The organism is Thermolongibacillus altinsuensis (assembly GCF_004341205.1).
In the GTDB taxonomy this organism is placed as follows: Bacteria; Bacillota; Bacilli; order Bacillales; family Anoxybacillaceae; genus Thermolongibacillus; species Thermolongibacillus altinsuensis.
On sequence record NZ_SLUL01000001.1, the window covers coordinates 239,413 to 263,186 of the forward strand.

The 23,774-nt window shown below is 42.4% G+C and carries 25 protein-coding genes; 20 read left to right on the forward strand and 5 right to left on the reverse strand.

What is annotated here, in order from left to right:
• Positions 1-724: 724 nt before the first annotated feature.
• Positions 725-1,120 (forward strand): cytosolic protein, encoded by a 396-nt coding sequence (locus EDD69_RS01300; RefSeq protein ID WP_132947157.1) that lies wholly within the window; start codon positions 725-727, stop codon positions 1,118-1,120.
• Positions 1,121-1,343: 223 nt separating this feature from the next.
• On the opposite strand, the gene EDD69_RS01305 is transcribed toward EDD69_RS01300, so the two are convergent.
• Together EDD69_RS01305 and EDD69_RS01310 are read right to left on the reverse strand one after the other, a co-directional pair.
• Entirely contained in the window at positions 1,344-1,667 is a 324-nt protein-coding gene (locus tag EDD69_RS01305) for a hypothetical protein (RefSeq protein ID WP_132947158.1), read from the reverse strand.
• A gap of 78 nt (positions 1,668-1,745) precedes the next feature.
• Positions 1,746-2,510: an NAD-dependent protein deacylase gene (locus EDD69_RS01310; protein ID WP_132947224.1), complete on the reverse strand. Its 765-nt coding sequence runs from the start codon at positions 2,508-2,510 to the stop codon at positions 1,746-1,748.
• A 282-nt stretch (positions 2,511-2,792) separates the two neighbouring features.
• Between EDD69_RS01310 and EDD69_RS01315 the strand changes: the two genes are divergently transcribed.
• The 4 genes from EDD69_RS01315 to EDD69_RS01330 all read left to right on the forward strand — a co-directional run bounded on the left by EDD69_RS01315 (position 2,793) and on the right by EDD69_RS01330 (position 6,808).
• The gene (locus EDD69_RS01315; protein ID WP_132947159.1) at positions 2,793-4,103 is read left to right on the forward strand and encodes a short-chain fatty acid transporter; all 1,311 of its coding nucleotides are present in this window, start codon (positions 2,793-2,795) and stop codon (positions 4,101-4,103) included.
• Positions 4,104-4,275: 172 nt separating this feature from the next.
• Positions 4,276-5,133, forward strand: coding sequence for a Cof-type HAD-IIB family hydrolase (locus EDD69_RS01320; protein WP_132947160.1), 858 nt, complete (start codon positions 4,276-4,278; stop codon positions 5,131-5,133).
• Between the two features lie 174 nt (positions 5,134-5,307).
• Positions 5,308-6,231: a glutaminase A gene (glsA, locus tag EDD69_RS01325; protein WP_132947161.1), complete on the forward strand. Its 924-nt coding sequence runs from the start codon at positions 5,308-5,310 to the stop codon at positions 6,229-6,231.
• Between the two features lie 250 nt (positions 6,232-6,481).
• A complete protein-coding gene (locus EDD69_RS01330; protein WP_089097761.1) occupies positions 6,482-6,808 on the forward strand; it encodes a DUF3870 domain-containing protein in 327 nt (108 codons plus the stop codon).
• Between the two features lie 127 nt (positions 6,809-6,935).
• Here the strand turns inward: EDD69_RS01330 and EDD69_RS01335 are convergent, their stop codons facing one another.
• Both EDD69_RS01335 and EDD69_RS01340 read right to left on the reverse strand, forming a co-directional pair.
• Entirely contained in the window at positions 6,936-8,141 is a 1,206-nt protein-coding gene (locus tag EDD69_RS01335) for an acyl-CoA dehydrogenase family protein (protein ID WP_207893232.1), read from the reverse strand.
• Between the two features lie 3 nt (positions 8,142-8,144).
• A complete protein-coding gene (locus tag EDD69_RS01340; RefSeq protein WP_132947162.1) occupies positions 8,145-9,320 on the reverse strand; it encodes a CaiB/BaiF CoA transferase family protein in 1,176 nt (391 codons plus the stop codon).
• Between the two features lie 482 nt (positions 9,321-9,802).
• Between EDD69_RS01340 and gabT the strand changes: the two genes are divergently transcribed.
• From gabT to EDD69_RS01405, 13 genes are all read left to right on the forward strand, one after another.
• Positions 9,803-11,140, forward strand: a complete 1,338-nt coding sequence (gabT, locus tag EDD69_RS01345; protein ID WP_207893233.1) for a 4-aminobutyrate--2-oxoglutarate transaminase — start codon at positions 9,803-9,805, stop codon at positions 11,138-11,140.
• Positions 11,137-12,600 carry an aldehyde dehydrogenase family protein gene (locus EDD69_RS01350; RefSeq protein ID WP_132947163.1) on the forward strand — a complete coding sequence of 488 codons (1,464 nt, stop codon included), beginning with the start codon at positions 11,137-11,139 and terminating at the stop codon, positions 12,598-12,600. The genes gabT and EDD69_RS01350 overlap by 4 nt, the downstream gene beginning before the upstream one ends.
• A 60-nt stretch (positions 12,601-12,660) precedes the next feature.
• The gene (locus EDD69_RS01355) at positions 12,661-14,067 is read left to right on the forward strand and encodes an APC family permease (protein WP_132947164.1); all 1,407 of its coding nucleotides are present in this window, start codon (positions 12,661-12,663) and stop codon (positions 14,065-14,067) included.
• A 175-nt stretch (positions 14,068-14,242) separates the two neighbouring features.
• Positions 14,243-14,587, forward strand: a complete 345-nt coding sequence (locus tag EDD69_RS01360; RefSeq protein WP_132947165.1) for a hypothetical protein — start codon at positions 14,243-14,245, stop codon at positions 14,585-14,587.
• Entirely contained in the window at positions 14,565-15,056 is a 492-nt protein-coding gene (locus tag EDD69_RS01365) for a hypothetical protein (protein ID WP_132947166.1), read from the forward strand. Before EDD69_RS01360 ends, EDD69_RS01365 begins: the two co-directional genes overlap by 23 nt.
• 337 nt (positions 15,057-15,393) lie before the next feature.
• Positions 15,394-16,206 carry an electron transfer flavoprotein subunit beta/FixA family protein gene (locus EDD69_RS01370; protein WP_132947167.1) on the forward strand — a complete coding sequence of 271 codons (813 nt, stop codon included), beginning with the start codon at positions 15,394-15,396 and terminating at the stop codon, positions 16,204-16,206.
• Positions 16,207-16,218: 12 nt separating this feature from the next.
• Positions 16,219-17,268 (forward strand): electron transfer flavoprotein subunit alpha/FixB family protein, encoded by a 1,050-nt coding sequence (locus EDD69_RS01375; RefSeq protein WP_132947168.1) that lies wholly within the window; start codon positions 16,219-16,221, stop codon positions 17,266-17,268.
• Complete coding sequence (locus EDD69_RS01380; RefSeq protein WP_132947169.1) at positions 17,261-18,556, forward strand: FAD-dependent oxidoreductase; 1,296 nt, start codon at positions 17,261-17,263, stop codon at positions 18,554-18,556. The genes EDD69_RS01375 and EDD69_RS01380 overlap by 8 nt, the downstream gene beginning before the upstream one ends.
• The gene (locus EDD69_RS01385) at positions 18,553-18,840 is read left to right on the forward strand and encodes a ferredoxin family protein (RefSeq protein ID WP_207893234.1); all 288 of its coding nucleotides are present in this window, start codon (positions 18,553-18,555) and stop codon (positions 18,838-18,840) included. Before EDD69_RS01380 ends, EDD69_RS01385 begins: the two co-directional genes overlap by 4 nt.
• A 6-nt stretch (positions 18,841-18,846) precedes the next feature.
• On the forward strand, positions 18,847-19,044 hold the full coding sequence (locus EDD69_RS01390) for a hypothetical protein (protein ID WP_132947171.1): 198 nt from the start codon (positions 18,847-18,849) through the stop codon (positions 19,042-19,044).
• A 79-nt stretch (positions 19,045-19,123) separates the two neighbouring features.
• Positions 19,124-19,996 (forward strand): 5'-3' exonuclease, encoded by an 873-nt coding sequence (locus tag EDD69_RS01395; protein ID WP_132947172.1) that lies wholly within the window; start codon positions 19,124-19,126, stop codon positions 19,994-19,996.
• A gap of 213 nt (positions 19,997-20,209) precedes the next feature.
• Positions 20,210-20,716 (forward strand): DoxX family protein, encoded by a 507-nt coding sequence (locus EDD69_RS01400; RefSeq protein ID WP_132947173.1) that lies wholly within the window; start codon positions 20,210-20,212, stop codon positions 20,714-20,716.
• A gap of 277 nt (positions 20,717-20,993) precedes the next feature.
• Positions 20,994-21,809, forward strand: coding sequence for a MetQ/NlpA family ABC transporter substrate-binding protein (locus EDD69_RS01405; protein WP_132947174.1), 816 nt, complete (start codon positions 20,994-20,996; stop codon positions 21,807-21,809).
• Positions 21,810-21,832: 23 nt separating this feature from the next.
• On the opposite strand, the gene EDD69_RS15630 is transcribed toward EDD69_RS01405, so the two are convergent.
• Complete coding sequence (locus tag EDD69_RS15630) at positions 21,833-21,961, reverse strand: hypothetical protein (protein WP_279388119.1); 129 nt, start codon at positions 21,959-21,961, stop codon at positions 21,833-21,835.
• 117 nt (positions 21,962-22,078) lie between these two features.
• Between EDD69_RS15630 and EDD69_RS01410 the strand changes: the two genes are divergently transcribed.
• Positions 22,079-23,092 (forward strand): methionine ABC transporter ATP-binding protein, encoded by a 1,014-nt coding sequence (locus EDD69_RS01410; protein ID WP_132947175.1) that lies wholly within the window; start codon positions 22,079-22,081, stop codon positions 23,090-23,092.
• 3 nt (positions 23,093-23,095) lie between these two features.
• Positions 23,096-23,767 (forward strand): methionine ABC transporter permease, encoded by a 672-nt coding sequence (locus tag EDD69_RS01415; RefSeq protein WP_132947176.1) that lies wholly within the window; start codon positions 23,096-23,098, stop codon positions 23,765-23,767.
• Positions 23,768-23,774: the final 7 nt, after the last annotated feature.

Genomic DNA, 23,774 nt, shown 5'->3' on the forward strand with positions numbered 1-23,774 from the left:
GCATACAGCTTGGATGGACTGGCTGTGAAGATGGAACTTTCCTTTTGTTTGTTTTTGCAGTTCGCTTTTCGAGATCCATCGGCCATACTGAAGGAAGGATTCCTTCGCTAATCGGAGGCACTCATTCCAAACAAGAGCGGACTCACGATTGCAGGCATAGAGCCGCTTGAGATCCGTTTTCGATGCACGAAAGGACACTTTTTCCCACGGAGCATAGAGATTCCTTCTTTCATCAAATTTGTAATGAAAGTATTATAGCACATATGTTCGATTTTTGGAAGAAAAAATTACCGATTCATCTCCCACCTATACTTCGCTTAGAGGTGGCTCGGTGAACATGTTAAATTTTTCAGCTTTCTACTATTTACATTATTGTTTGGTAGAACAATTGAATATTATGTTGATTTATATATTCATTCACCAATGTCTCAATCGCTTGTTATTGCTCTAATCATTGCAGCATTTTTTACAGGAAGCAAATTTATTTTCCAATGGTTGAATATATCGTCGGTAAAAGTTCAGCCAAAAATATGGATGATTTCGTTCATTATTGCGCTCCTTCTTTCTGTCGTTCTTCAGGAACTAAAATGGTTACCGGTTAAGTAAGTTTGTTGGAAAGTCTTACATAACGAAAGCGATGAGGATGATCGCAAACAAAATTTTTCCGTTTAAGTTTTCCCATATACGGTCATTATAGAAGTAGACATAACTTGGAGGTGTTGTGATGAAATCGTTTACAGTGAATTTTCATAGCGAAGATCAGATGGAAGGCATCACGGTTCAGAAGTTAAATGCGGACGATTACCATAAGGCAACAGAAGGCGGAACAAGACATTTGTTTGATTTGGACACGGATATGGGTTATTTTGTGTTTTTTGATGCGGAAGATGCGAATGGGACTGAATCGTATCTTATGCTTCAATATGAAGAGGACAACGAAGACCCAATCGCTTGCTATTCCTTTGAATTAAAAGATTTTTACGAATTCGCTGCGTTATATTTAAACGATTTAGAATTTAGTGATGAAATCAATGAAGAAGAAGAGGAATATGGACCTATTCACCACCTGGCTCATCTCATGTATCACATTGTCGAGGAAGGAAAAACAGTAGAAGTGTGATCAAATATCCTGGATCAATTCCCTTTGATCCAGGATCCATGATGTTACAGCAATTTCAATACGAATAGCCAAAAGGTGAAGAATTTCAAACACGATGGAGAGATGATATAGATGGAAAGAAGGCAAGCCTATGTATGAATGGTGGCTTGCCTATTTTGTGGGTGATTTTCATCGCTGGGGAAAGAGAAACGAAAAGGCAGCTGATGAGGGGATGAAAAGTGGCTTACTGCTGCCGGTATAGCTCGCGGATTTTTCGCTCATGCTGAATGGTTTTGCTTGAAAGAAAGTCGACCGTTTCTTGCGTTTCTGTTAGTTCGGTGCGCAAGTTGTCTACTTTTGTTTCTAGTCGGTTGAATCGTTCGTTCATCTCATTCTCTAGCCGGTCGATTCTTGCTTCCAATCGATCATTCATCTCTTGTAGCTTTGCTTCCAATCGATCATTCATCTCTTGCATCTTTGTTTCGATTTCAACCATTTGTGCGCGAAGTTGGGTTGCATGAAGATCCAATGCTTTTAAAATTTCTTTCACTATTGTGTTTTGTTCCATTTTGTCACCTCCCTTATGGCTCATTATACTCATTATAAAGGAAGCGGCAAAATTAGAAAAGATGAATCTACTGCTTGTTTACTTTTTATGAAAGTATTGATTGATTTTTGTGACGGTAGCTCCTATTCCTTCATGAATCACAAGATCGAATAAATGATCCATTTTGGTTGGGGTTTTATTAATAATGGCTTTTTTGACTTTCGGAGCTTCATAAGATAAATAAACAGGAATTTGGTTAACAGGAGATACTTCCAGACTTGTTCCCATTGCAATAAAAAGATCGCTGTTGAAAGCTTTATTTAACGCTTCGTCGAAACGTTGAACCATACCGCCAAACAGCACCACATCCGGTTTCAGAATAAAATTGCAAATTTCTCCCTTTTCGTTTGTTTTATGGCATCTTGGAAGATCGTGTGCGTTAATAAATGTTAAATCGTATTTTGTTTTGCATTTTGGGCATGTAGCGGTTTGAAGAGTTCCGTGCAATTCAATAATGTTCGAGTTTCCTGCTTTATGGTGTAATCCATCAATATTCTGCGTTAAAATCGTTACGTTTTTCCCCATATCTTCTAATTCTTTTAAAAATAGATGCCCTTTGTTTGGTTCAAAATTCCCCATTAATTTCAAAGAAAAAATTCGTTTAAATTTTGCCCAAAAATCTTTCGGGTTTTTATGAAAGTAGTATTCTGATAGATAATGCTCTACGTTTTCTTCTTGCGAATAAATCCCATTTTTGCTTCTGAAATCCGGAATTCCCGATTCAGTACTCATTCCTGCTCCGGTGAAAATGGTAATGTTTTTTGCATTTTGAATGAGCTGAGCAAGTTCTTTTATTTTTTCCATGAATACACCCCTTTCTTTTTTATTATTACCTCTATTTTCGATTATGGATATTCGGAGTGATCGATTTTTAAGCGGTTTGTTCTTCTCATTTTTAGTATAAAAACTGGGATCAAGTCTTACAAAGCAAAAAGGAAACGCTTTTCCTTTTATTAAAAACGTCAGAACATCTTCAAGCAAGATGTTCTTTTTGTTTTTGTGGAATATTTCCATGGTTGTCCCACTATTTATAGGTAGTAAACGGACTTCTTACTCAATTTTACTTGTCAGGGAGGGGATTTTGTTATGTTTCGGCAATTGACTTCCTTATCGAATAAGCTTGTGCAGCGGTATTTGCCGGATCCTTATTTATTCGTTGTGTTGTTAACGTTTGTTGTGTTTCTGTTTGCGTTGATGTTGACGCCTTCAGGACCGAAAGAATTAGTCATCATGTGGGGAAGTAAATTTTGGGATTTGCTTACTTTTTCCATGCAAATGGTTCTCATCCTTGTAACCGGATATGTATTAGCGAACAGTCCAATTTTTAAAACGTTGTTAGGAAAACTGGCTTCTATTGCGAAATCTCCTTCAACTGCCATTATTTTAGTAACATTCATTTCGATTGTTGCAAGTTGGATTAACTGGGGATTTGGTTTGGTGATTGGCGCTTTATTTGCTAGAGAATTAGCGAGACAAGTAAAGGTAGATTATCGGTTATTGATTGCCAGCGCTTATTCAGGATTTGTTGTTTGGCACGGCGGATTAAGCGGATCTATTCCATTAACGATTGCGACGGAAGGACATTTTACGCAAGAAATCATTGGGATTATTCCAACGAGCGAAACGCTTTTTTCTACATTTAATCTTGTGATTGTTTTCGCCGTTGCCATCATTTTGCCGATCGCCAATCGTTTTATGTACAATGAGAAAGAAGCGGTCGTGATTAATCCGAAGTTATTAGAGGAACCAACGGAAAAAGGGAAATTTCAGCCGGTGACTCCCGCTGAGAGATTGGAAAATAGCTGGCTTGTATCGGTATTGATTGGCGGGATCGGTCTTGTTTTTGTGATTCATCATTTTGTGACAAATGGATTTAAGTTGGATTTAAACATTGTAAACTTCACATTTTTGTTTTTAGGGATTTTGTTCCATTTTCGTCCGCGCAACTTCTTGCAGTCGGTTCAAAATGCGGTGAAAGGTGCAAGCGGAATCATTATTCAATTTCCGTTCTATGCGGGAATTATGGGAATGATGGTGTCCTCAGGGTTGGCTGAGAGAATTTCTCAATGGTTTGTTTCAATCTCAAATGAAGTGACGTTTCCTTTATTAGCGTTTATTAGCGCGGGGATCGTCAACATTTTTGTCCCATCGGGTGGAGGACAATGGGCCGTACAGGCGCATATTATGTTGGAAGCTGGTGCGGACTTAGGCATTGCGCCTGCTGTGACGGCCATGGCTGTTGCGTGGGGAGATGCTTGGACGAACTTAATTCAGCCGTTTTGGGCGCTTCCAGTCTTGGCGATCGCTGGCCTAAAAGCGAAAGACATCATGGGCTTCTGTTTGATTAATCTATTTGTGACAGGAATCATCATTGGTGCTGTATTTTTGCTGTTTTGATGTACATGGATGAAAAAATGTTAAGCGATCCATCGGGAGTGGAGATCGCCTTTTTATGTTATTCCACCCTCAAAATTCTAGTTTTGTATTATAATGATGGAGGGTTTTTCTAGTCAGCGATCAATATGGCGATTTTAAACCCAAATCCCACAAAGAAACGAGGGGTTAACCGATGCTCATTGCATTAGACATGGATGGAACGTTGCTGAATTCGAATGGACAAATCAGCCCAAGAAACAAAGAAGCGATTATTCAAGCGCAAACGGCTGGGCATGTCGTCTCCATTGCGACAGGGAGAGCGTATAAAGACGCGTATGCGCCATTGAAAGAAGCGGGGATTGTTTGTCCGATTATGAGCCTGAACGGTGCGGTGATCACGCTTGCGGATGGGACGATCATCGGCGATATTCCTCTAGAAAAACAAAAGCTCATTCCTGTGCTTGAGTGGGTTCGAAAACAGCCAGATTTATATTGTGAAATTTATACAAACGAAGCCGTTTATGTTGGCTTACATAATCGCGAACATTTAGAGGCGCTCGCGGATCGAATGAGTGAAGAATATCCCGATTTAAAGCGGATTGTGAAAAAACAGTTTCAACAGGCGCGTGTGACGTATGTGAACGATATTCAAGAAGTATGGCTGCAAGAGGATGCGCCTTTTTATAAAGTGCTTATTTTTTCGTTGAATAAAGATCTATTAAAATCGGCTTCATCGAAGTTTGCGGAGATTTCGGATGTAACGGTCACTTCATCCCATCCCAATAATATTGAAGTGAACCATGAACAGGCGACGAAAGGGCGTGCGCTCGCCAAACTGGCCTCCTATTACGGGATTGATCTGAAAGACACCGTGGTGATGGGAGACAGTCACAATGACCTTTCGATGTTTGCGGTTGCCGGTTATCGTGTGGCGATGGGAAATGCTTCGGATGAGGTCAAAGAGCGTAGCGACTTTGTGACAGCGGTGAATGATGAGGATGGAGTGGCACTTGTTTTAGAGAACCTTGCAAAAAAGGGATCGCTAAGCTAGATTTCGTTTCTGGATCAATATGCATGGCAGGTTAAGTGGAAATAAAATCGGAATAAACGATGAAATATAGACAGGAGCTGATCCATTCATTTGGACAGCTCCTTATGATTTTTTATTTGGGATCGTTATACATATCGAAGGTTTGGCTGGTCATAATAAAAACGGTGATGAACAATGTATAATGAGACGCAATTGCAACAATTTGTAGAACAAGCCAAACCATATGCGAAATACGGGAAGGTGGCTGATTATATTCCGGCCCTTCGCAAGGCGGATCCAAATGATTTATCGATCGCGATTTATGCCCCTGATGGAACGGTTGTTTGTGCGGGAGATACGCAAGAAAAAGCAACGCTGCAGAGCATTTCGAAAATTATCGCGCTCGCGTTTGTGTTAATGAATCGCGGGGAGGAAGAGGTATTTAAAAAAGTTGGAATGGAACCGACAGGGGATCCGTTTAATTCCATTGCTAAATTAGAAGAAAAGCAACCGCCTAAACCGCTCAATCCGATGATTAACGCGGGTGCATTAGCGGTTACGCATATGATTGATGGAGCTGATGTAGACGAACGGTTTCATCGTTTGTTGACGTTTGTGCATCGTTTGGCGGGAGATTCAGCGATTACGTATTCAAAAGAAGTGGCGCAATCGGAGTTTGAAACGGCGTTTTTGAACCGTTCTCTATGTTATTTTTTAAAACAGCACGGCATCATTGATGAGGATGTTGAACCGTTAATGGATTTATATACGAAACAATGCGCCATCGAAATGAACTGTATCGATTTAGCGAGAATCGGGCTTGTTTTTGCGATGGACGGATTCGATCCGATCCAAAACGATCCAATCATGCCGCCTCACATCGCACGGATTTGCAAAACATTTATGGTGACATGCGGCATGTATAACGCTTCAGGAGAGTTTGCGATTAAAATTGGCATTCCAGCCAAAAGCGGCGTTTCAGGCGGAATTCTCGCGGCTGTCCCAGGCCGATTTGGCATCGGCATCTTTGGACCGTCATTAGATGAGAAGGGAAACAGCATTACCGGCATAAAACTATTAGAGCTGTTATCAAAAACGTATTCGTTAAGCATATTTTAGGCACAGCTTTCATCCATGAAAATGCGAAGAGGTTTCAATGCATGGGCTATTTTATGTTCGCTGATTTTATTCGCATCGTAAATTCATTTGATCCATATCGAAATTTGTCGGATGATTTTGAAAAATTCTTATAAAAAATGCTTTATAATACTTTTAGAATAAATAACGTGTACGATTCTTTTTCGTATAATTTTATGTTAGATAATTAAAAATTTTTGGTATATTCACTGCATAAGGGGGATGAAGGTGAATGAACACACAGTTTATTGCTGGACATGCCAGATTGCCTGGAGGAATGGCAGCAAAAAGTGTGTTTGATACGCTTACCATTACAGCTGAGATTGATAAAAAATATGGGGTCATTATTGATGCTTCTTGTACGCTCGCCACAGAACATGGACGAGATTATGTTGCACGTCTTTTGAAGGGGCACTCTTTAAAAGATGGCATTGAGGAGCCGCTTGCCCAGTTGAATAACGGATATCTTGGGAAGGCGAATCAAGCTCTAGCAGCTGCGCTGAAAGATTTATATAAACAGTATCGTCAAATTGAAGAAAAAGCGCATATGGAGAAGTAATTCGGCGAAACGGATTTTTCCGTTTTTTTTTTGTAATGAAAATATTCCCCGAACATGAAACGCTTGGAACGGACAAATGGATTGATCCGATTGCGTTTCTGTTCGAGGATTGGATTATGTTGGAAATTTAAAGCTTGACTGATTCAGGGTTCCACGCTGGAAGCATTTTTCGCAGCGGTTTATCTTTACGGTAGCCAAGGACATACTCTGCTTGCATAATCGTATGAATTTCTCGAGTTCCTTCGTAGATGACCGGTGCTTTTGAGTTGCGGAGATAGCGTTCAACCGGATATTCGTTTGAGTAACCGTATGCCCCGTGAATTTGTACTGCGTCATCAGCTGCTTTGTTGGCGAAATCGCATGCAATCCACTTAGCCAGCGATGTTTCCCGGGTGTTTCGTTTCCCTTGATTTTTCAGATAGCCTGCTTTGTAGACCAGAAGTCGGCTTATCTGAAGCCCAGCTTCCATATTGGCAATCATTTGCTGGACGAGTTGGTGGCGGCCGATTTCTTTGCCAAATGTCTTCCGTTCATGGCAGTATTTTACGCTTGCTTCTAGGCAGGCCATAATTAAGCCAACGGCTCCTGCCGCTACGGTAAAGCGGCCATTATCAAGAGCGGACATGGCAATTTTAAATCCTTCACCTTCGTGCCCAAGAAGGTTTTCCTTTGGTACACGGACGTTGTCAAAGAACAATTCCCCAGTGTTTCCAGCGCGAATGCCAAGCTTTCCTTTAATTGCTTTCGAAGAGAATCCCGGCATCGTCCGTTCAACGATGAAGGCAGAAATGCCGTGGTGCTTTTTGGATTTGTCTGTATAGGCAAAAACGATAAAATGGTCAGCGATATCACAGAGAGAAATCCACGTTTTCTGTCCGTTCAAAATATAGTAATCTCCATCGCGAACCGCAGTTGTGGAAATGGCGGCAACGTCAGATCCGGCGCCGGGTTCAGTCAAACCGAATGCGCCAATTTTTTCTCCTTTCGCTTGCGGAACAAGATATTTTTGTTTTTGTTCCTCCGTTCCCCATTGCAACAGAGTTAGGCTGTTCAATCCGATATGGACGGAAACGGCCGTGCGAAAGGCAGTATCTCCTCTTTCGAGTTCTTCGCAGACGATCGCAAGGGAGTTATAATCCATGCCGGCACCGCCGTACTCTTCAGGAATGCAAACTCCCATGAGATTTAATTCAGCTAGCCGTTTCATAATATTCGGGTCAAAATAACCACGCTCATCCCATTCTTTAATGTAAGGCATAATTTCTTTGTCCACAAATTTTCGGACGGTGCTTCGGAGTATTTCTTGTTCTGGCGTAAAATCGAAATTCATCATTCGTTATTCCTCCATTTCATTAGTAAATGTTGAAATCAAGCCAATTTCTTTTAGAATTTCATCGTTGTGTTCCCCGGCAAGAGGAGGCGGGATCCGATAAGAAACTTTCGTATCTGACATTTTCAGCGGACTCCCAACAAGTTTCAATGTTCCGACTTTTGGGTGCTCCATTGTTACAACCATTTCTCTTGCAAGCGTTTGAGGATCTTGAAAAAGCTGATCAAGCGTGTTGACTGGTCCGCATGGGACGCCCTTCTCTGCAAGAAGCTGTTGCCATTCCGCCTTTGTCCTCTTTTTGATTTCTTCATTTAGGCGCTGGTTCAGTTCATCACGGTAGGCAACACGGCCAGGATTCGTTTGAAAGCGCGGATCTTTTCCAATCGTTGGATCGGAAAGAAGCTCGCAAAGCGACTGAAACTGTCGATCATTGCCTACAGCTATGACAAGCAAGCCGTCGCTTGCTTCATACGTAGAGTACGGGACGATGTTTGGATGGTCGTTTCCGAGACGCTTTGGAACCTCTCCTGACATTAAGTAGTTTGAAGCTACGTTTACGAGTGTGCTGATCGCTGAGTCGAACAAGGAAAGGTCAATTTTTTGTCCGCGGCCTGTTTTCTCCCTGGCGAGTAAGGCAGCCTGTACAGCAATGGCAGCGTATAGGCCGGTAAATACATCCGTGATGGCGACCCCCACTTTCAGCGGTCCGGAAGATTCTGTGCCTGTAATGCTCATCCATCCGCTCATCGCTTGAATGATGTAGTCATAGCCCGGTAGATGACGATAAGGGCCCGTTTCACCAAATCCGGTAATGGAGCAGTAGATGAGTTGCGGATTGAGTGAAGAAAGAGCGTTATAATCAAGACCAAACTTTTCCATCGTCCCCGTTTTGAAATTGTGAATGACAACGTCTACTGTTTTGGCAAGACGGCGGATCACTTCCTTTCCTTCTTCTGTCTTTAGGTTGACAGTGATGCTTCGTTTGTTTCGATTGGCTGAGATGTAATAGGCGCTGACACCGTTTTGAAATGGCGGTCCCCAAAAACGGGTGTCATCCGATCCGCCAGGCGCTTCGACTTTAATAACGTCTGCTCCAAGATCGCCAAGAATCATCGTCGAGTAAGGACCGGCGAGAACTCGAGTCATGTCGAGAATGCGAATTCCGTCCAGCGCTCCTGTCATGCATTCACCTCCTGTTTCAGCAAGCAAATAAAAAAGCCGATTCCTTCCTTGACAGCTTAACGATTAGGAAAGGAACCGGCTTAACGATCCGAGAGAGCGCTTCGGCAAAGAAACGGCTGTCGGATCGAAACAGTTCTTTAAGAAAAAACAATTATGAAGTTTTTGTTTCAATCGACCGCTCGCACACCGTCGGCTGTTAAAACCGACTGAAGAGACGGTTACTTTTGCTTTTTATTATAAGGGAAGGTTGTTCTATTGTAAATATTTTTTGTAAAATTAAAATATTAAAAATAATTTGACAATAACCGTATATCTCGTTTACAATAGAAGCAACTGAAAATAGCATATATAGAAAAACTGTGGAATCTATTCTACTCGCCCTGCAGGCGAGAGGCACAATAGATACCGGCCAGTTTAATCATTATTTTCGATGATTAAGCTGGCCTTTTTCTATTTTAATCATTTTTAAGGAGGGAGTTTTTATGTCAATGTCACATACGTATTCTGCATCACAATCTGAAAAATGGATGGAAAGAAGATTGAAGGCGGTTTCGAGAGCTCCGTATCACGTGACAGGGATTTTTATTAAGGAAGCAAAAGGAGCCATCATTACCGATGTTGATGGAAAGGAGTACATTGATTTTGCCGGTGGGATCGGCGTTCAGAACGTTGGTCATTGTCACCCAAAAGTGGTGGAGGCCGTAAAGCGGCAAGCAGAGTCATTTATTCATCCATGCTTTCATGTGACCGCATATGAATCATATGTCGAACTCGCTGAGAAACTGAACTCCCTTGTGCCAGGGGATTTTCCAAAAAAAGCAATCTTTTTAAACAGCGGCGCAGAAGCTGTGGAAAACGCTGTTAAAATCGCACGCAAATATACGGGACGCCAAGCAGTTCTTTCCTTTACCGGCGGCTATCACGGACGTACGCTGCTTACGATGTCACTGACGAGCAAAGTGATGCCGTACAAAAAAGGATTCGGACCGTTTGCGCCTGAAGTTTATAAACTTCCTTTTCCTTATTATTACCGTTCAGATGGCATGACTGCCGATGAGGTCGATGACCAATTGATTAAGAGGCTTCGTCATTTCTTTATCGCTGAAGTAGCTCCTGAAGATGTTGCTGCGATCATTGTTGAACCTGTGCAAGGAGAAGGGGGATTTATCGTTCCATCACGTCGTTTTATGAAGGCAATTCGCGATATTTGTGATGAGTATGGGATTGTCATGATTGCAGATGAAATTCAGACTGGTTTTGCCCGTACAGGAAAGATGTTTGCGATGGAGCATTTCGGAGTAGCAGCCGATCTGGTGACGATGTCGAAGTCAATGGGAGCAGGAGTTCCGATCAGTGCAGTCATTGGAAGAGCTGAGATGATGGATGCACCTGAAGTCGGGCAGCTTGGCGGCACTTTTTCCGGAAGCCCTCTCGGTTGCGCGGCAGCTCTTGCGGTTCTTGAGGTGATTAAAGAAGAAAATCTAGTGGAAAAAAGTCAAGAACTTGGCGAGAAGATGAAAGCTCGTTTGAAAGCGATGCAGGAAAAATATGAAATCATTGGCGATGTTCGCGGTCTTGGGCCGATGTGTGCGGTCGAACTCGTTCAAGATCGCAACGAAAAAATACCTGCCAAGGAAGAAACGGCATACATCGTGGCAAATGCTTGGAAGCGAGGCGCGATTTTCCTCAGCGCCGGCATTTACAGCAACGTTCTTCGTTTCTTACCGCCGCTTGTCATGACAGATGAACAGCTTGATCGAGGATTTTCGATTCTTGAGGAACTTTTCGAGGAAGTACAAAAAAGGGGAGTGTCACGATGAAGCAAACGATCGTGAGAGAGGCAAAGAATTTTATCGGTGGACGGTGGCTTTCAGCAGCGGATGAACCGATCCAACTTTTTAACCCGGCCAATTACGATGAACTGGTTGCCGTTGTTCAAAACTCTTCGGAGAAAGAAGTGAATCTCGCTGTTGAAGCTGCAGCAGCCGCCAAACAAAAATGGGCGCTCACGTCTGGACCAGAGAGAGCCGCATGTCTTCAAAGAGCGGCTGATCTGTTTGAGAAATATGCGGATGAACTGGCAGAGATTGCGACGAAAGAAATGGGCAAACGTTTAGCAGAAACGAAAGCGGAAGTGCAGAGGAGTGCTTCGATTCTCCGTTATTATGCGGGAGAAGGATTTCGGAAATTGGGAGAAGTGCTCCCTTCTTCCGATCCATCTAATCTATTTTTTAGCAAACGGGTGCCTGTCGGCGTAGTAGCTGTCATTGCTCCTTGGAATTTTCCATTGGCCATTCCAGTTTGGAAAATGGCTCCAGCTCTTGCATACGGGAATACGGTCGTTTTTAAACCGGCGCTTGAAGCAAGTGCAACGGGCGCTCGCATAGTCGAAATTTTCGAAGAAGCCCAATTTCCGCCTGGAACCGTTAATCTCGTCATCGGTCGAGGAAGCCGAATTGGCGATGCCCTTGTGCAGCACGAGAAAGTAGATGCTATCACGTTTACGGGGTCGAATGCGATTGGATGCGAAATTGCGAAAAAGGCTGCAGCGCGCGGGGCGAAATATCAGCTTGAACTAGGCGGAAAAAATCCCGCTATTGTTTTAAAAGATGCGGATCTGGATTTCGCTGCACGTCTTGTCGTGGAAGGGGCTATGAAGCAGACCGGTCAACGCTGCACAGCTACAAGCCGCGTTTTCGTGGAAAAAGAAGTGATATCAGCATTCAGAGAAAAGGTCATTCAAGAAGTTCAGCGCATTCGCGTTGGAGATGGGATGGATCCGAATGTCACGATGGGACCAGTTGTTTCCAAAAATCAATATGAGACCATTCTTCGTTATATCGAAATCGGGAAACAGGAAGGCCGACTGATCACAGGAGGGAAAGCATGCCCGCACCTAAATGGTTGGTATATTGAACCAACGGTGTTTGATCATGTGTCAAACACGGCCATCATCGCAAGAGAAGAAATTTTTGGACCCGTTTTGTCTATTATTGAAACCGCTTCCTTGGATGAAGCGATTTCCATGGCAAACGATACAATTTATGGACTGAGCGCATCCCTGTTTACAAACGACCTGTCCAAAGCTCTTTATTTCGTCGATCGAATTGAAGCTGGCATGGTTCAAGTGAATGGAGAAACGGGCGGTGCTGAACCGCAAGCCCCATTTGGCGGCATGAAACAATCCAGTTCAGGGACACGGGAGCAGGGACAGGCTGCAGTAGAGTTTTTTACAACGTATAAAACGGTTGCCATTCGTCCCCAGCCGTTCAAAGGATAAAGATTTCTAAGGGAAGTTCGGAAAACACATATAAAAAATTAAATGAAGGGAGAGGAATAGATGGAGAAAAAAACAGACCAACAGTTTAACCGAGTATTGACAAGAATTGATGTGTTGTTTCTTGCTTTTGGTGCTATGATTGGATGGGGCTGGGTCGTTTTATCAGGAGAATGGATTATAAGTGCAGGTTCGATCGGAGCGATTATTGCTTTTCTCATTGGCGGAGTGCTTGTCACATTCGTAGGATTAACATATGCTGAGCTGTCTTCTGCAATTCCGAAAGCCGGTGGTGGTCTTTATTTTGTTCTTAGAGCGCTTGGCCCGAAAGCTGCATTCATTGCGGCATGGGCTATTGCTCTAGGATACATTTCCGTGGTTGCTTTTGAGGCTGTAGCGTTACCAACGGTTATTGAATATTTATTTCCAAACTTTAAATTCGGTTATCTTTGGACAGTTGCTGGATGGGATGTGTATGCATCTTGGGTTTTGATCGGAGTCGTTGGATCATTGTTCATTACAGCCATTAACCATAGGGGGATTAAAGAAGCTGCTTTCTTTCAGACGTTGTTAACGATCGCTATTTTTCTTGTCGGAATGTTGCTTTTAGGAGGCTCGTTAGTAAACGGAGAAACCATGCTTCTAAAGCCATTTTTTAAAGATGGTTGGGCTGGATTATTTTCTGTGATGCTGATGACTCCGTTTATGTTTGTCGGTTTTGATGTCGTTCCTCAGGCGGCTGATGAGATGAATATTCCGTTTAAATCGATTGGAAGAATCCTTATTTTATCCGTTGTGCTTGCCGTTTTGTTTTATGTGGCTGTCATTTTTGGTGTCTCCTATGTGCTTCCTTTAAATGAAATAGCGAATTCTTCACTGCCAACTGCCGATGCAATGGCTGCTGCTTTTGGAAATCCTTTCTTTGCGAAGGTGCTCATCATCGGGGGGCTTGCTGGGATTTTAACTAGTTGGAATGCCTTTATCATCGGTGGTAGCCGCATCCTTTATGCGATGGCAAAAGAAAACGTTCTCCCTCGTTGGTTTGCTTACATTCACCCGAAATATAAAACACCATCTAATTCAATCTGGTTTATTGGAATTTTATCAACATTTGCCCCGTTTCTTGGAAGACCAATGCTTGTCTGGCTTGTCGATGCAGGTGGGTTAACAATAACAATTGCATATTTTATGGTTGCTTGGGCCTTTATTGTCTTACGGAAAAAAGAACCTGATATGCCTCGGCCGTTTCAAGCGGGACGACTTCCAATTGTCGGCTGGATCGCTCTTGCTTTTACAATCGGTTTTATTCTTCTTTATATGCCGGGAATGCCTTCACAGCTTGTCTGGCCTTACGAATGGGCTATTTTTCTCGGTTGGTGGGTGATCGGTATTGTTTTTCTTATAAGAATCAATAGAATGAAAAAGAGTGGACAGTGGACGGCAGAAGTTCAAGAAGCAGAAGAATTATAATGGATGAAATACCTGGTCAAAATTTCAATATTTGGAAATAAAAACTAAAAGAAGAGTGCAATTTTATGTAAAAAAGAGGGATTTCTGATGAAGGAATCCCTTTTTTGTTGCTTTTATTTATGAATATTATTTTGAAATTATTGAACGCGAGGAACAAACGATCAAAGAAATGCTCTTGCAGGAAATGAAGGAAAAAGAGAAGATTGGAAGCGGCGATTTCGCGCAATTGTTGTTAAGAGGGCTCGAGCTAGTGCGAAACAATCCGATCATTCACCGCGTGTATTTTGAAGGAGAACTTGACATGCTGCTGCGAAAACTGCCGAAGGAACGAATGGAAGCTCACATGGAGAGAGATGCCCATGCTCTTTTTCCGCTGTTGGATGAGTGGGAGAAAAAGGGGGTTTTAAAAGAAGCGAATCATGATGTCATTATGAGTGTCATTCGCGCTTATTATTTTGCGCTCATTCATGAACAACAAATCTGTCTTGATTGGAATGATGAGCGGATTGATGCTGCTTGAAGAGCGCGACAGCGAGATGTTAACGTATTATGCGATTGCGCCGCTAACGAAAAAAGGGTTTTTATTGTACCGCTTATTCTTTCCGATGCTGATCGGCTTTGTTGTATCGCTGATCGTTATGTTCATTGTTCATTTAGTGCCGATCGATTGGAAACGATGCCTTGTCCTATGGTTGATGATGTTTGAAGCTCCCGTTGTCGCCCTATTTATCGCCAGCTTTGCAAAAAATAAGGTAGAAGGATTGGCGTTAGCGAAAGTAACGACATTTCTCCTCACCACTCCGCTCATCATTCATTTTGTCGATTCGAAATGGTCGATGCTTGGCATGTTGTTGCCGCCATATTGGGCTGTGAAACTGTTCATCAGCAGCACTGATGAATGGTTTTGGCTGCAATTTGTCATTGGCGTGCTTGTTCATGTTTTTGTGATTGATTTACTATTGAAACGATTTCAGCGGATGATTGGTTGAATCATAAAACATGAAGTTTAGAAGAATGAACCTCTCCCACCTACACGTTGTTTAGAGGTGGGAGACTTCTCGGTGAACATGTTAAACGATTTATTGCTAATTGACAGCATGGTGCTGTTGTTTTGTTCGTTTTGCACAACAGCCCCAAGCGGTCAATTTTTTTATTTGTGAACAAAATATTAAATTTTCTTACAATTATCCCAAGGAATTTGCTGTATATGCTAGAATATTCATACATATCAAAAAATAACAATAGAGTGGAGGGGATATAGCAGAACATATCCATATGAACAAACGAGCAAAAAATCAAAAATAACAAGACATTGGAGGTGAGTTTATGCTACATATTGTAGCCTGTATTAAGCAAGTTCCTGATACAAAAATTATTAAAATGAACCCGAAAACGAACACGATGGACCGGGCGAGCGCCCCAGCGATTTTAAATCCGTATGATGCACATGCGGTAGAAGAGGCCGTTCGGCTGAAAAAGAAGTACGGAGGAACGGTTTCGGTGTTGACAATGGGACCTCCTCCGGCGGTGAAAGCGATTAAAAAATGTATTGAACTTGGCGCTGATGAAGGATATATGATTTCCGACCGTGCGTTTGCCGGAGCGGACACGTTAGCAACAAGCTATGCGCTGACGAAAGCGCTCGAAAAAATCGCGAAACATCAACCGATCGATCTGGTGATTTGCGGAAAAATGACGATCGATGGAGATACGGGTCAAGTCGGGCCTGGGATCGCTCGCCGTTTAAACATTCCTCCCCTTACAGGCGTGAAAAAAGTTGTTGAAATAAATAAAGAAAAAGGTTATGCGATCGTTCAACGAAAGTTAGAAGACGGTTATGAAGTCGTCAAATCGACGTTGCCGTGTTTGTTTACCGTTGAAAAAGAAATTAACGACATTTCATTTGCCCCTTTGCCGAACATGATTAAAGCCGCACGTTATCAACCAACGATTTGGACCGCAGACGATTTAGAAAATGTTGACCGCAAACAGCTAGGACTGAAAGGATCTCCAACCATTGTATCAAAAGTATGGGCACCGCCAAAGCCAGAAGGCGGCCAACTGCTTGAAGGAACCGCACAAGAACAAGTCAATAAGCTACTTTCCATCATTTTTGAGAAAAAAGAGCTGTTTCAATAGGAGGGGAGCGCGATGAATTTCGACGACTATCGGGGAATATGGGTGTACTTGGAAGTAAAAGATGGGAAAATAGCCCCTGTTTCGCTCGAACTGTTAGGAGCAGGAAGAAAGCTCGCTGACAAAAGAGGAACCGAGTTAGCGGGAGTGTTGATTGGAAGCAATGTGAAACCATTGGCATCCACGGCGTTTGTATATGGAGCGGATGTAGTTTATGTATATGACGACCCGATTTTTGAACATTACCGAACAGAGCCTTACATGAGGGCCTTGCATGATTGCTGTCAAAAGCATAAACCGGAGGTTCTTTTATACGGCGCGACGCCGACAGGAAAAGATTTAGCGAGCGCCATCGCCACCGATTTACCAACCGGTTTGACGGCTGATACGACAATGCTCGATATTGAAGAAGATACAGGCTTGTTATTAGCGAGCCGCCCGGCTTTTGGCGGAAACATTATGGCGACGATTTTATGTAAAAAATACCGCCCGCAAATGGCCACGGTTCGTCCGAAAGTGATGAAAGCGCTATCACCACAACCGAATCGAACAGGGAAAATCGTTGAGGAGCACATATCGCTTCGCGAGGAAGAAATGCGAACAAAAGTGTTAGAGGTTGTAAGAGAAACAACGAAAAAAGTGCGCATTGATGAAGCGGACATCGTCGTGGCCGGCGGAAAAGGGATGGGAAGCAAAGAAGGGTTTCAGCTCATTCATCAGCTCGCGGACGCCCTTGGCGGCGCGGTTGGAGCGAGCCGCGATGTCGTTGAAGCGGGATGGATTGATCACCATCATCAAGTCGGACAAACCGGGGTGACGGTGACGCCGAAAATTTATTTTGCGATCGGCATTTCCGGAGCAATTCAACATGTCGTCGGCATGCAAAACTCAGAACTCATTATCGCCATTAATAAAGACCCGAATGCCCCGATTTTTCAATCGTGTCATTACGGCATTGTCGGTGATGCGCTTGAAATTGTGCCGCTGCTGATTGAGCGGATCAAAGAAGAGCTTCCGAACATAAAAACAGCGTCAAAGTTGAAGGAGGAAATACACCATGCCTGAAAAATTTGATTGCATTGTCGTCGGGGCAGGTCCGGCTGGAACAGCTTGTGCGTATGAGTTGGCGAAAGCAGGGGTGAACGTCTTACTGTTAGAGCGCGGCGAGTATCCGGGGTCTAAAAACGTGATGGGCGGCGTGTTGTATCGGAAAATGATGGAGGACATCATTCCTGAGTTCTATAAAGAAGCACCGTTGGAACGGCCGATTGTCGAACAACGATTTATGATGATGGATAAAGAATCAGCCGTGACGTTTAGCTATAAAGGGTTAGAATGGGGACGGGAGCCGTACAACAACTTTACCGTATTGCGCGCAAAATTTGACCAATGGTTTGCGGAAAAAGCGGTCGAACAAGGGGCGTTGCTCGTTTGTGAAACGGTCGCTCTCGAATGTATCGTGGAAAACGGTCGTGTCGTCGGTGTTCGGACAGACCGTCCTGACGGAGACGTATATGCCGACGTTGTCGTCCTTGCAGACGGCGTCAATTCGTTACTGGCGAAACAGCTTGGGTTTCATCGCGAGTGGCGCCCGGATGAAGTAGCGTTAGCGACGATGGAAATTTTAAAGCTCGACAAAGGCATTATTGAGGATCGCTTTAATTTAGAACCAGGGCAAGGATGTACGATTGAACTGTTCGGCGATGCGACAAAAGGAATATTGGGGACGGGGTTTTTGTATACGAATAAAGATACGTTAAGCATCGGTGTGGGCACGTTACTTTCTGGATTGATTAAGCATAAAATCAAGCCGTACGAACTGCTTGAATATGTGAAAAACCATCCGATGATTCGCCCTTACATTCAAGGCAGCGAACCGATCGAATATTTAGCCCATCTCATTCCAGAAGGCGGTTATCATTCGATTCCGAAAGTAGCGGGGCATGGTGTGCTTGTTGTCGGAGACGCGGCTCAGCTTGTGAATGCGATTCATCGCGAAGGATCGAATATGGCGATGACGTCTGGGCGATTAGCAGCTGAAACGATCATCATGGCAAAGGAGTACAATGATTTTTCAGAAAGCATGCTCGATCACTATCGGATGAAACTGATGGAAAGCTTCATCGGTCAAGATTTGAAAAAATACAAAGATGCGACCCACCATTTTGATGCGTTTCCGCAATATTTCGAACGGTATATTCCGATGATGAACCGCGCGGCAAGCCAAATGTTTACTGTTGACGGAGCGTCCAAATGGGAAAAACAGAAAAAAATTTGGCGCGACTTCGGTTCAACGGGTGAAAAGTTGAAGCTGGCACGTGATGTGATTAAGGCGTGGAGGGTGATGAAATGATGAAAAATCAAACGATTGAAGAAAAACAATATTTAGTTCGCTTCAATGCCGATACGAAATCACATCTTCACGTTCTCGACCCGAATATTTGTTTAACGAAATGTCCCGATAAAATTTGTACCATTTTCTGTCCGGCGTCTGTATATAAATGGGAAGAAATTCGGATGCATGTCGGCTACGAGGGATGTCACGAATGCGGGAGTTGTCGAATCGGCTGTCCGTACGAAAACATTAAGTGGGAATATCCTCGGGGCGGTCATGGCATCGTCTTTCGACTTGGGTGATCAGCCATGTTTCGAGTGGGAGATTGCGTCATTTTTGCCCTTGACGGAGCAAGAGGCATGGTATTAGATGTTACCAATGATTCTTGCCATGTCATGTGGGAAGATTATTTCGTCAGTTGGGAGAAAAAAGAGCTGTTAACGGTCGACGAGAAATTGACGAAAGCCCAGAAAATTTCCGTTCCTTCGAAAATGAACCATCCCTAAAAGGGGTGGTCTTTTCGTTTATATCGCATTATAATCCATCTAGACAGTTAAAAAGCATTGCAGGAAAGGGAATTTTTAAATGAAGACAAACCATTCTCACTTGTTATTGGTCGATGGAATGGCGCTGTTGTTTCGTTCGTTTTATGCGACGGCGCCAAGCGGTCATTTTATGTTCAATAGCCAAGGCATTCCGACGAATGCGATCCACGGGTTCGTTAAACATTTATTAGCGGCTGTCCGCACGATTCAGCCAACGCATGTGGTGTGTTGTTGGGATATGGGAAGCACGACGTTTCGGACGGAAATGTTTCCTGCCTATAAAGCCAATCGCGGGGAGCCGCCGCTTGAACTTGTGCCGCAGTTTGATTTAGTGAAAGAGGTGGTTGCCGCGCTTGAAATTCCGAATATTGGTGTTATGGGAGCGGAAGCGGATGATTGCATCGGAACATTGACAAAGCAATATGAAAGCGAGCTGCCTATCTCGATTTTGACGGGGGATCGCGATCTTTTCCAGCTTCTTTCGGAAAGGGTCACGGTATATTTGCTTGGAAAAGGAATTGGCAACTACGATGTGTATACGTTTGAACGTTTTCAGCAAGAGAAAGGAATTTTGCCGCATCAACTCGCCGATGTGAAAGCGTTAATGGGAGACGCCAGCGATAATTATCCGGGGGTTCGCGGCATCGGTGAAAAAACGGCTTTAAAGCTTATACAGCAGTATGGCTCGATTGAAGGAATTGTTGAAAACATGCATAGGCTAACGAAGGCGCAACAACAAAAAATAAGCGAGCATCTGGACATGTTGGATCTTTCGCGAAAGCTTGCGAAAATTTACTGCGATATTCCGATTGCTTTGCGTCTAGAAGAGGCGAGATGGAATGTCGATGAAAATAAAATCCGACATGCTTTGCAAATGTTGGAGTTAAGCGGATTTGCGCGAAATAATGGATAAAAGCCAGCGACATTGCTGGCTTTTTGATTTTTTATGCTGTCAATAGATAAGGGAGACTTACTTTACTGATGAAATAGTTTTTGAAAACTTTACGAAATTTGTAATAACTTTATTAATAAATTGTGAAATATTGATCAAATTCATTTCATTTACAAGGAAAAGTGATACGATATAAGTATAAGAGGAAATATTAACAAGTGAGGGGGATAAAGGATGGTAGTTAAATGGTTGAGAGAACATGTTAGTGCGGCCGCAATGCTAACGTTGTTTCGTCTATATCTTGGATATGCTTGGTTGACAGCAGGATGGCATAAAGTGACAGGTGAATTTGATGCAACAGGCTTTTTAAAAGGGGCGCTTGCTAAAGCTTCTGGGGAACATCCAGCGGTGCAAAGCTGGTGGGCAGCATTTATTGAAAATTTCGCATTGCCGAATGTCGGGCTGTTTAACTTCTTAGTACCGTGGGGTGAGGTGTTAGTAGGGATTGCGTTGCTTCTCGGTATATTCACAACGTTTTCTGCACTGATGGGAGCTGTGATGAACTTTGCGTTTATGTTCTCGGGAACAACAAGCACCAACCCGCAAATGATATTGCTCACATTTTTCATTCTTGTTGCCGGCGCAAACGCTGGAAAATACGGATTAGATTATTGGGTCATTCCGTATATTCGTAAATTTTTAAAGAAAGAGCCTCGACAAAATATTGCACCGACTTCATAACATATAACTAACGACCATGCACTTCCTGTTATTGGAAGTGCATGGTCGTTTTATGTTGTTTTTTATTAAATTAATATTATTAAGAATGAAAATTTAAAAAATTTTAAGAAAAACAATTGACTAATTTTATAAGATTATTTATATTTATAATCAATTATTTTTGATAATTCCAATAAATTAACTATGAATTTGTAAGAGAGAAGCATTGTATTTAATTATACAATGAATGTCTCTCTTATAATTTTTCTAAAAAAACTAAAAAAAGGGGGAAATCAACATGAAAAAATTAGGACTTCTTCTATCATTATTTTTATTGGTAGGGGGCATTGCAGGATGTGGAGGAAATGATAAAGCATCAGGTAAACCGCTGAACGACAAAAAACTGGTTGTAGGTGTAACAGCAGGGCCGCATGAAGAAATCATGGAAGTTGTGAAGAAAGTTGCTGAGAAAGATGGGTTAGAAATAGAACTGAAGGTATTTTCAGATTATGTTACTCCTAATACAGCTTTAGCAGAGGGAGATTTGGATGCTAATAGCTATCAGCACAAACCGTTTTTAGAGCAATTTAACGAAGATCATAAGACTGACCTCGTTCCTGTGGCAAAAACAGTGCTAAATCCAATGGGAGTGTATTCGGAAAAATATAAAAGTATTGATGAATTGGAAGATGGTGCGAAATTTGGATTGCCGAATGATCCAACCAATGGCGCGCGTGCATTACATATTTTGGAAAAAGAAGGGATTATTAAGTTGAAAGAGGATAAAAAATACACTGCATCGATTCACGATATAGTTGAAAATCCAAAAAACCTAAAATTTATAGAATTAGAAGCAGCCCAAATTCCAAAACATTTAAGTGAGGTAGATTTGGCAGCCATTAATACGAACTTTGCTTTAGGAGCAGGCCTTAGCCCAAGAGATGACTCTATTTTATTAGAATCACCAGATTCAGATTATGTTAATTACATTGTCGTACGTCCTGAAAACAAAGATGATGAAGCTGTGAAGAAATTAATCAAGGCATATCAGTCCGAAGAAGTAAAGAATTTTATCGAAGAAAAATTCCAAGGTTCAGTCATTCCTGCATGGTGATGAACTAACTATATGATAAGAGCTTAATTTTCCGAACATAAACGAGCTTTTTCTGCTACTTCTCCGAACGAAAACGCCATCAGACAAATGAACTTGCCTGTCATGCGTTTTACGTTCGGAATCGGCATGCTAGAAGCATGCCGGGGCGGCAAGAAAAATCTTGCCGCCTATGGCAGAAAGGCAGTCTTCTATTCACGATGAGATATGTCGGAAACTCATCTTGAATCTATATAAAAGATGGTTTTGTTACTCGGAAAGGGATGATCTCCATGATTGTACTAGAAAATATATCGAAAACGTTCCCATCTAAAAATGGTGTCATCAAAGCAGTTGAAGAGGTTACTTTACATGTCAGAAAAGGTGAAATTCATGGTGTGATTGGATACAGTGGTGCGGGAAAAAGCACCTTGATCCGCTGTGTTAATTTGCTAGAGAGACCAACAAAAGGGAAGGTTTATATTAACGGTCAAGAAATTACATCGCTTCCGAACAATGAATTACGTGAAGTGCGTAAAAAAATCGGAATGATTTTTCAAGGATTTAATTTGTTAAAAACGGCGACCGTTTATGACAATGTTGCGATCCCGCTAAAATTGCTTGGTTTTAGTAAAGAAGAAGTGAAAAAACGAGTAGAAAAATATTTATCAATTGTTGGATTAGAAGATAAACACCATGCATATCCAAGTCAACTGTCAGGAGGACAAAAACAGCGGGTAGCCATAGCAAGGGCTTTAGCTCAAGAGCCAGAAATTCTGTTAAGCGATGAGGCAACAAGTGCATTAGATCCAGAAACGACCGATTCGATTCTGGATCTATTGCTAAAAATCAACCAAGAACTTGGCATTACGATTTTGCTCATAACACATGAAATGAATGTCATTCAAAAGATTTGTGACTATGTGTACGTGATGGAAAGAGGACGTATTGTGGAGCATGGGACAACAATTGAACTATTTACGAATCCTACCCATCATACGACAAAGAAATTTTTAAGCACAATTGTTCAGCGAAAATTATCACCTAGCTTAATCTCACAGTTAAATGTAAACGGTGTTGTTTCCAGACTTACGTTTGTTGGTGAAAGTACGGGAAAACCGTTGCTTGCGGAGGTTAGCCAGAAATTTAACGTGAAACCAAATATTTTAGCTGCAAATATTATCGAGCTGAAAAATGGGATTGTTGGAAATATTGTCGTCCATCTAATTGGTGAATCGGAAGATATTCAAGCAGCCATACAGTATTTACGTAGCCAAGGCGTTGGTACAGAGGAATTGGAGGGGTAGTCAATGAGCGGAAGCGGACAATTTACGGAAAAGTGGCTGCCTATTATCGGACAAGCATTCATTGAAACGGTTCAAATGGTCAGTATCTCTCTGTTTTTTGCCGTCATCATTGGAATTCCATTAGGCATTTTGCTTGTGTTAACTAGACCAGGTCAACTGTTTGATAATAAATGGATTTATCAGATTTTGAATTTGGTCATCAATATCATTCGCTCTATACCGTTTATCATTTTATTATTCTTTATATTGCCTTTTACGAAATTCATTGTAGGCACAACAATAGGTGTAAAAGGTGTGATTGTCCCGCTGGTTATTTACACCGCTCCATATATCGCTCGTTTAATGGAATCGGCATTACTAGAAGTGGAAAGCGGGATTATCGAGGCATATATAGCGATGGGGATAAAAAGAAGACATATTATTTGGCATGTCTTATTACGTGAAGCACGCCCTTCGATCATTTTAGGATTGACCATTGCTACCGTCAGTCTTATTGGAGCTACAGCAATGGCAGGACTTGTTGGCGCTGGAGGTCTTGGTGATTTAGCGTATCGTTATGGTTATTTGCGGTATGAAGTAGGTGTCATGTACGCGACAGTCATCATCTTGATTATCCTTGTGCAGGTCATTCAATCAATCGGTAATCGTCTTGCCACTCGCATGAAAAAAGATTGATTGGAGG

Coding starts and splice junctions, on each gene's coding strand:
- EDD69_RS01405 (WP_132947174.1), top strand. CDS start 20,994: ATGAAAAAATTAGGACTTCTTCTATCATTATTTTTATTGGTAGGGGGC.
- gabT (WP_207893233.1), top strand. CDS start 9,803: ATGTCAATGTCACATACGTATTCTGCATCACAATCTGAAAAATGGATG.
- EDD69_RS01350 (WP_132947163.1), top strand. CDS start 11,137: ATGAAGCAAACGATCGTGAGAGAGGCAAAGAATTTTATCGGTGGACGG.
- EDD69_RS01300 (WP_132947157.1), top strand. CDS start 725: ATGAAATCGTTTACAGTGAATTTTCATAGCGAAGATCAGATGGAAGGC.
- EDD69_RS01380 (WP_132947169.1), top strand. CDS start 17,261: ATGCCTGAAAAATTTGATTGCATTGTCGTCGGGGCAGGTCCGGCTGGA.
- EDD69_RS01410 (WP_132947175.1), top strand. CDS start 22,079: ATGATTGTACTAGAAAATATATCGAAAACGTTCCCATCTAAAAATGGT.
- EDD69_RS01340 (WP_132947162.1), bottom strand. CDS start 9,320: ATGACAGGAGCGCTGGACGGAATTCGCATTCTCGACATGACTCGAGTT.
- EDD69_RS01415 (WP_132947176.1), top strand. CDS start 23,096: ATGAGCGGAAGCGGACAATTTACGGAAAAGTGGCTGCCTATTATCGGA.
- EDD69_RS01310 (WP_132947224.1), bottom strand. CDS start 2,510: ATGGAAAAAATAAAAGAACTTGCTCAGCTCATTCAAAATGCAAAAAAC.
- EDD69_RS01330 (WP_089097761.1), top strand. CDS start 6,482: ATGAACACACAGTTTATTGCTGGACATGCCAGATTGCCTGGAGGAATG.
- EDD69_RS01355 (WP_132947164.1), top strand. CDS start 12,661: ATGGAGAAAAAAACAGACCAACAGTTTAACCGAGTATTGACAAGAATT.
- EDD69_RS01390 (WP_132947171.1), top strand. CDS start 18,847: ATGTTTCGAGTGGGAGATTGCGTCATTTTTGCCCTTGACGGAGCAAGA.
- EDD69_RS01305 (WP_132947158.1), bottom strand. CDS start 1,667: ATGGAACAAAACACAATAGTGAAAGAAATTTTAAAAGCATTGGATCTT.
- EDD69_RS01375 (WP_132947168.1), top strand. CDS start 16,219: ATGAATTTCGACGACTATCGGGGAATATGGGTGTACTTGGAAGTAAAA.
- EDD69_RS01320 (WP_132947160.1), top strand. CDS start 4,276: ATGCTCATTGCATTAGACATGGATGGAACGTTGCTGAATTCGAATGGA.
- glsA (WP_132947161.1), top strand. CDS start 5,308: ATGTATAATGAGACGCAATTGCAACAATTTGTAGAACAAGCCAAACCA.
- EDD69_RS01385 (WP_207893234.1), top strand. CDS start 18,553: ATGATGAAAAATCAAACGATTGAAGAAAAACAATATTTAGTTCGCTTC.
- EDD69_RS01365 (WP_132947166.1), top strand. CDS start 14,565: ATGAGCGGATTGATGCTGCTTGAAGAGCGCGACAGCGAGATGTTAACG.
- EDD69_RS01315 (WP_132947159.1), top strand. CDS start 2,793: ATGTTTCGGCAATTGACTTCCTTATCGAATAAGCTTGTGCAGCGGTAT.
- EDD69_RS01370 (WP_132947167.1), top strand. CDS start 15,394: ATGCTACATATTGTAGCCTGTATTAAGCAAGTTCCTGATACAAAAATT.
- EDD69_RS01335 (WP_207893232.1), bottom strand. CDS start 8,141: ATGATGAATTTCGATTTTACGCCAGAACAAGAAATACTCCGAAGCACC.
- EDD69_RS01400 (WP_132947173.1), top strand. CDS start 20,210: ATGGTAGTTAAATGGTTGAGAGAACATGTTAGTGCGGCCGCAATGCTA.
- EDD69_RS01395 (WP_132947172.1), top strand. CDS start 19,124: ATGAAGACAAACCATTCTCACTTGTTATTGGTCGATGGAATGGCGCTG.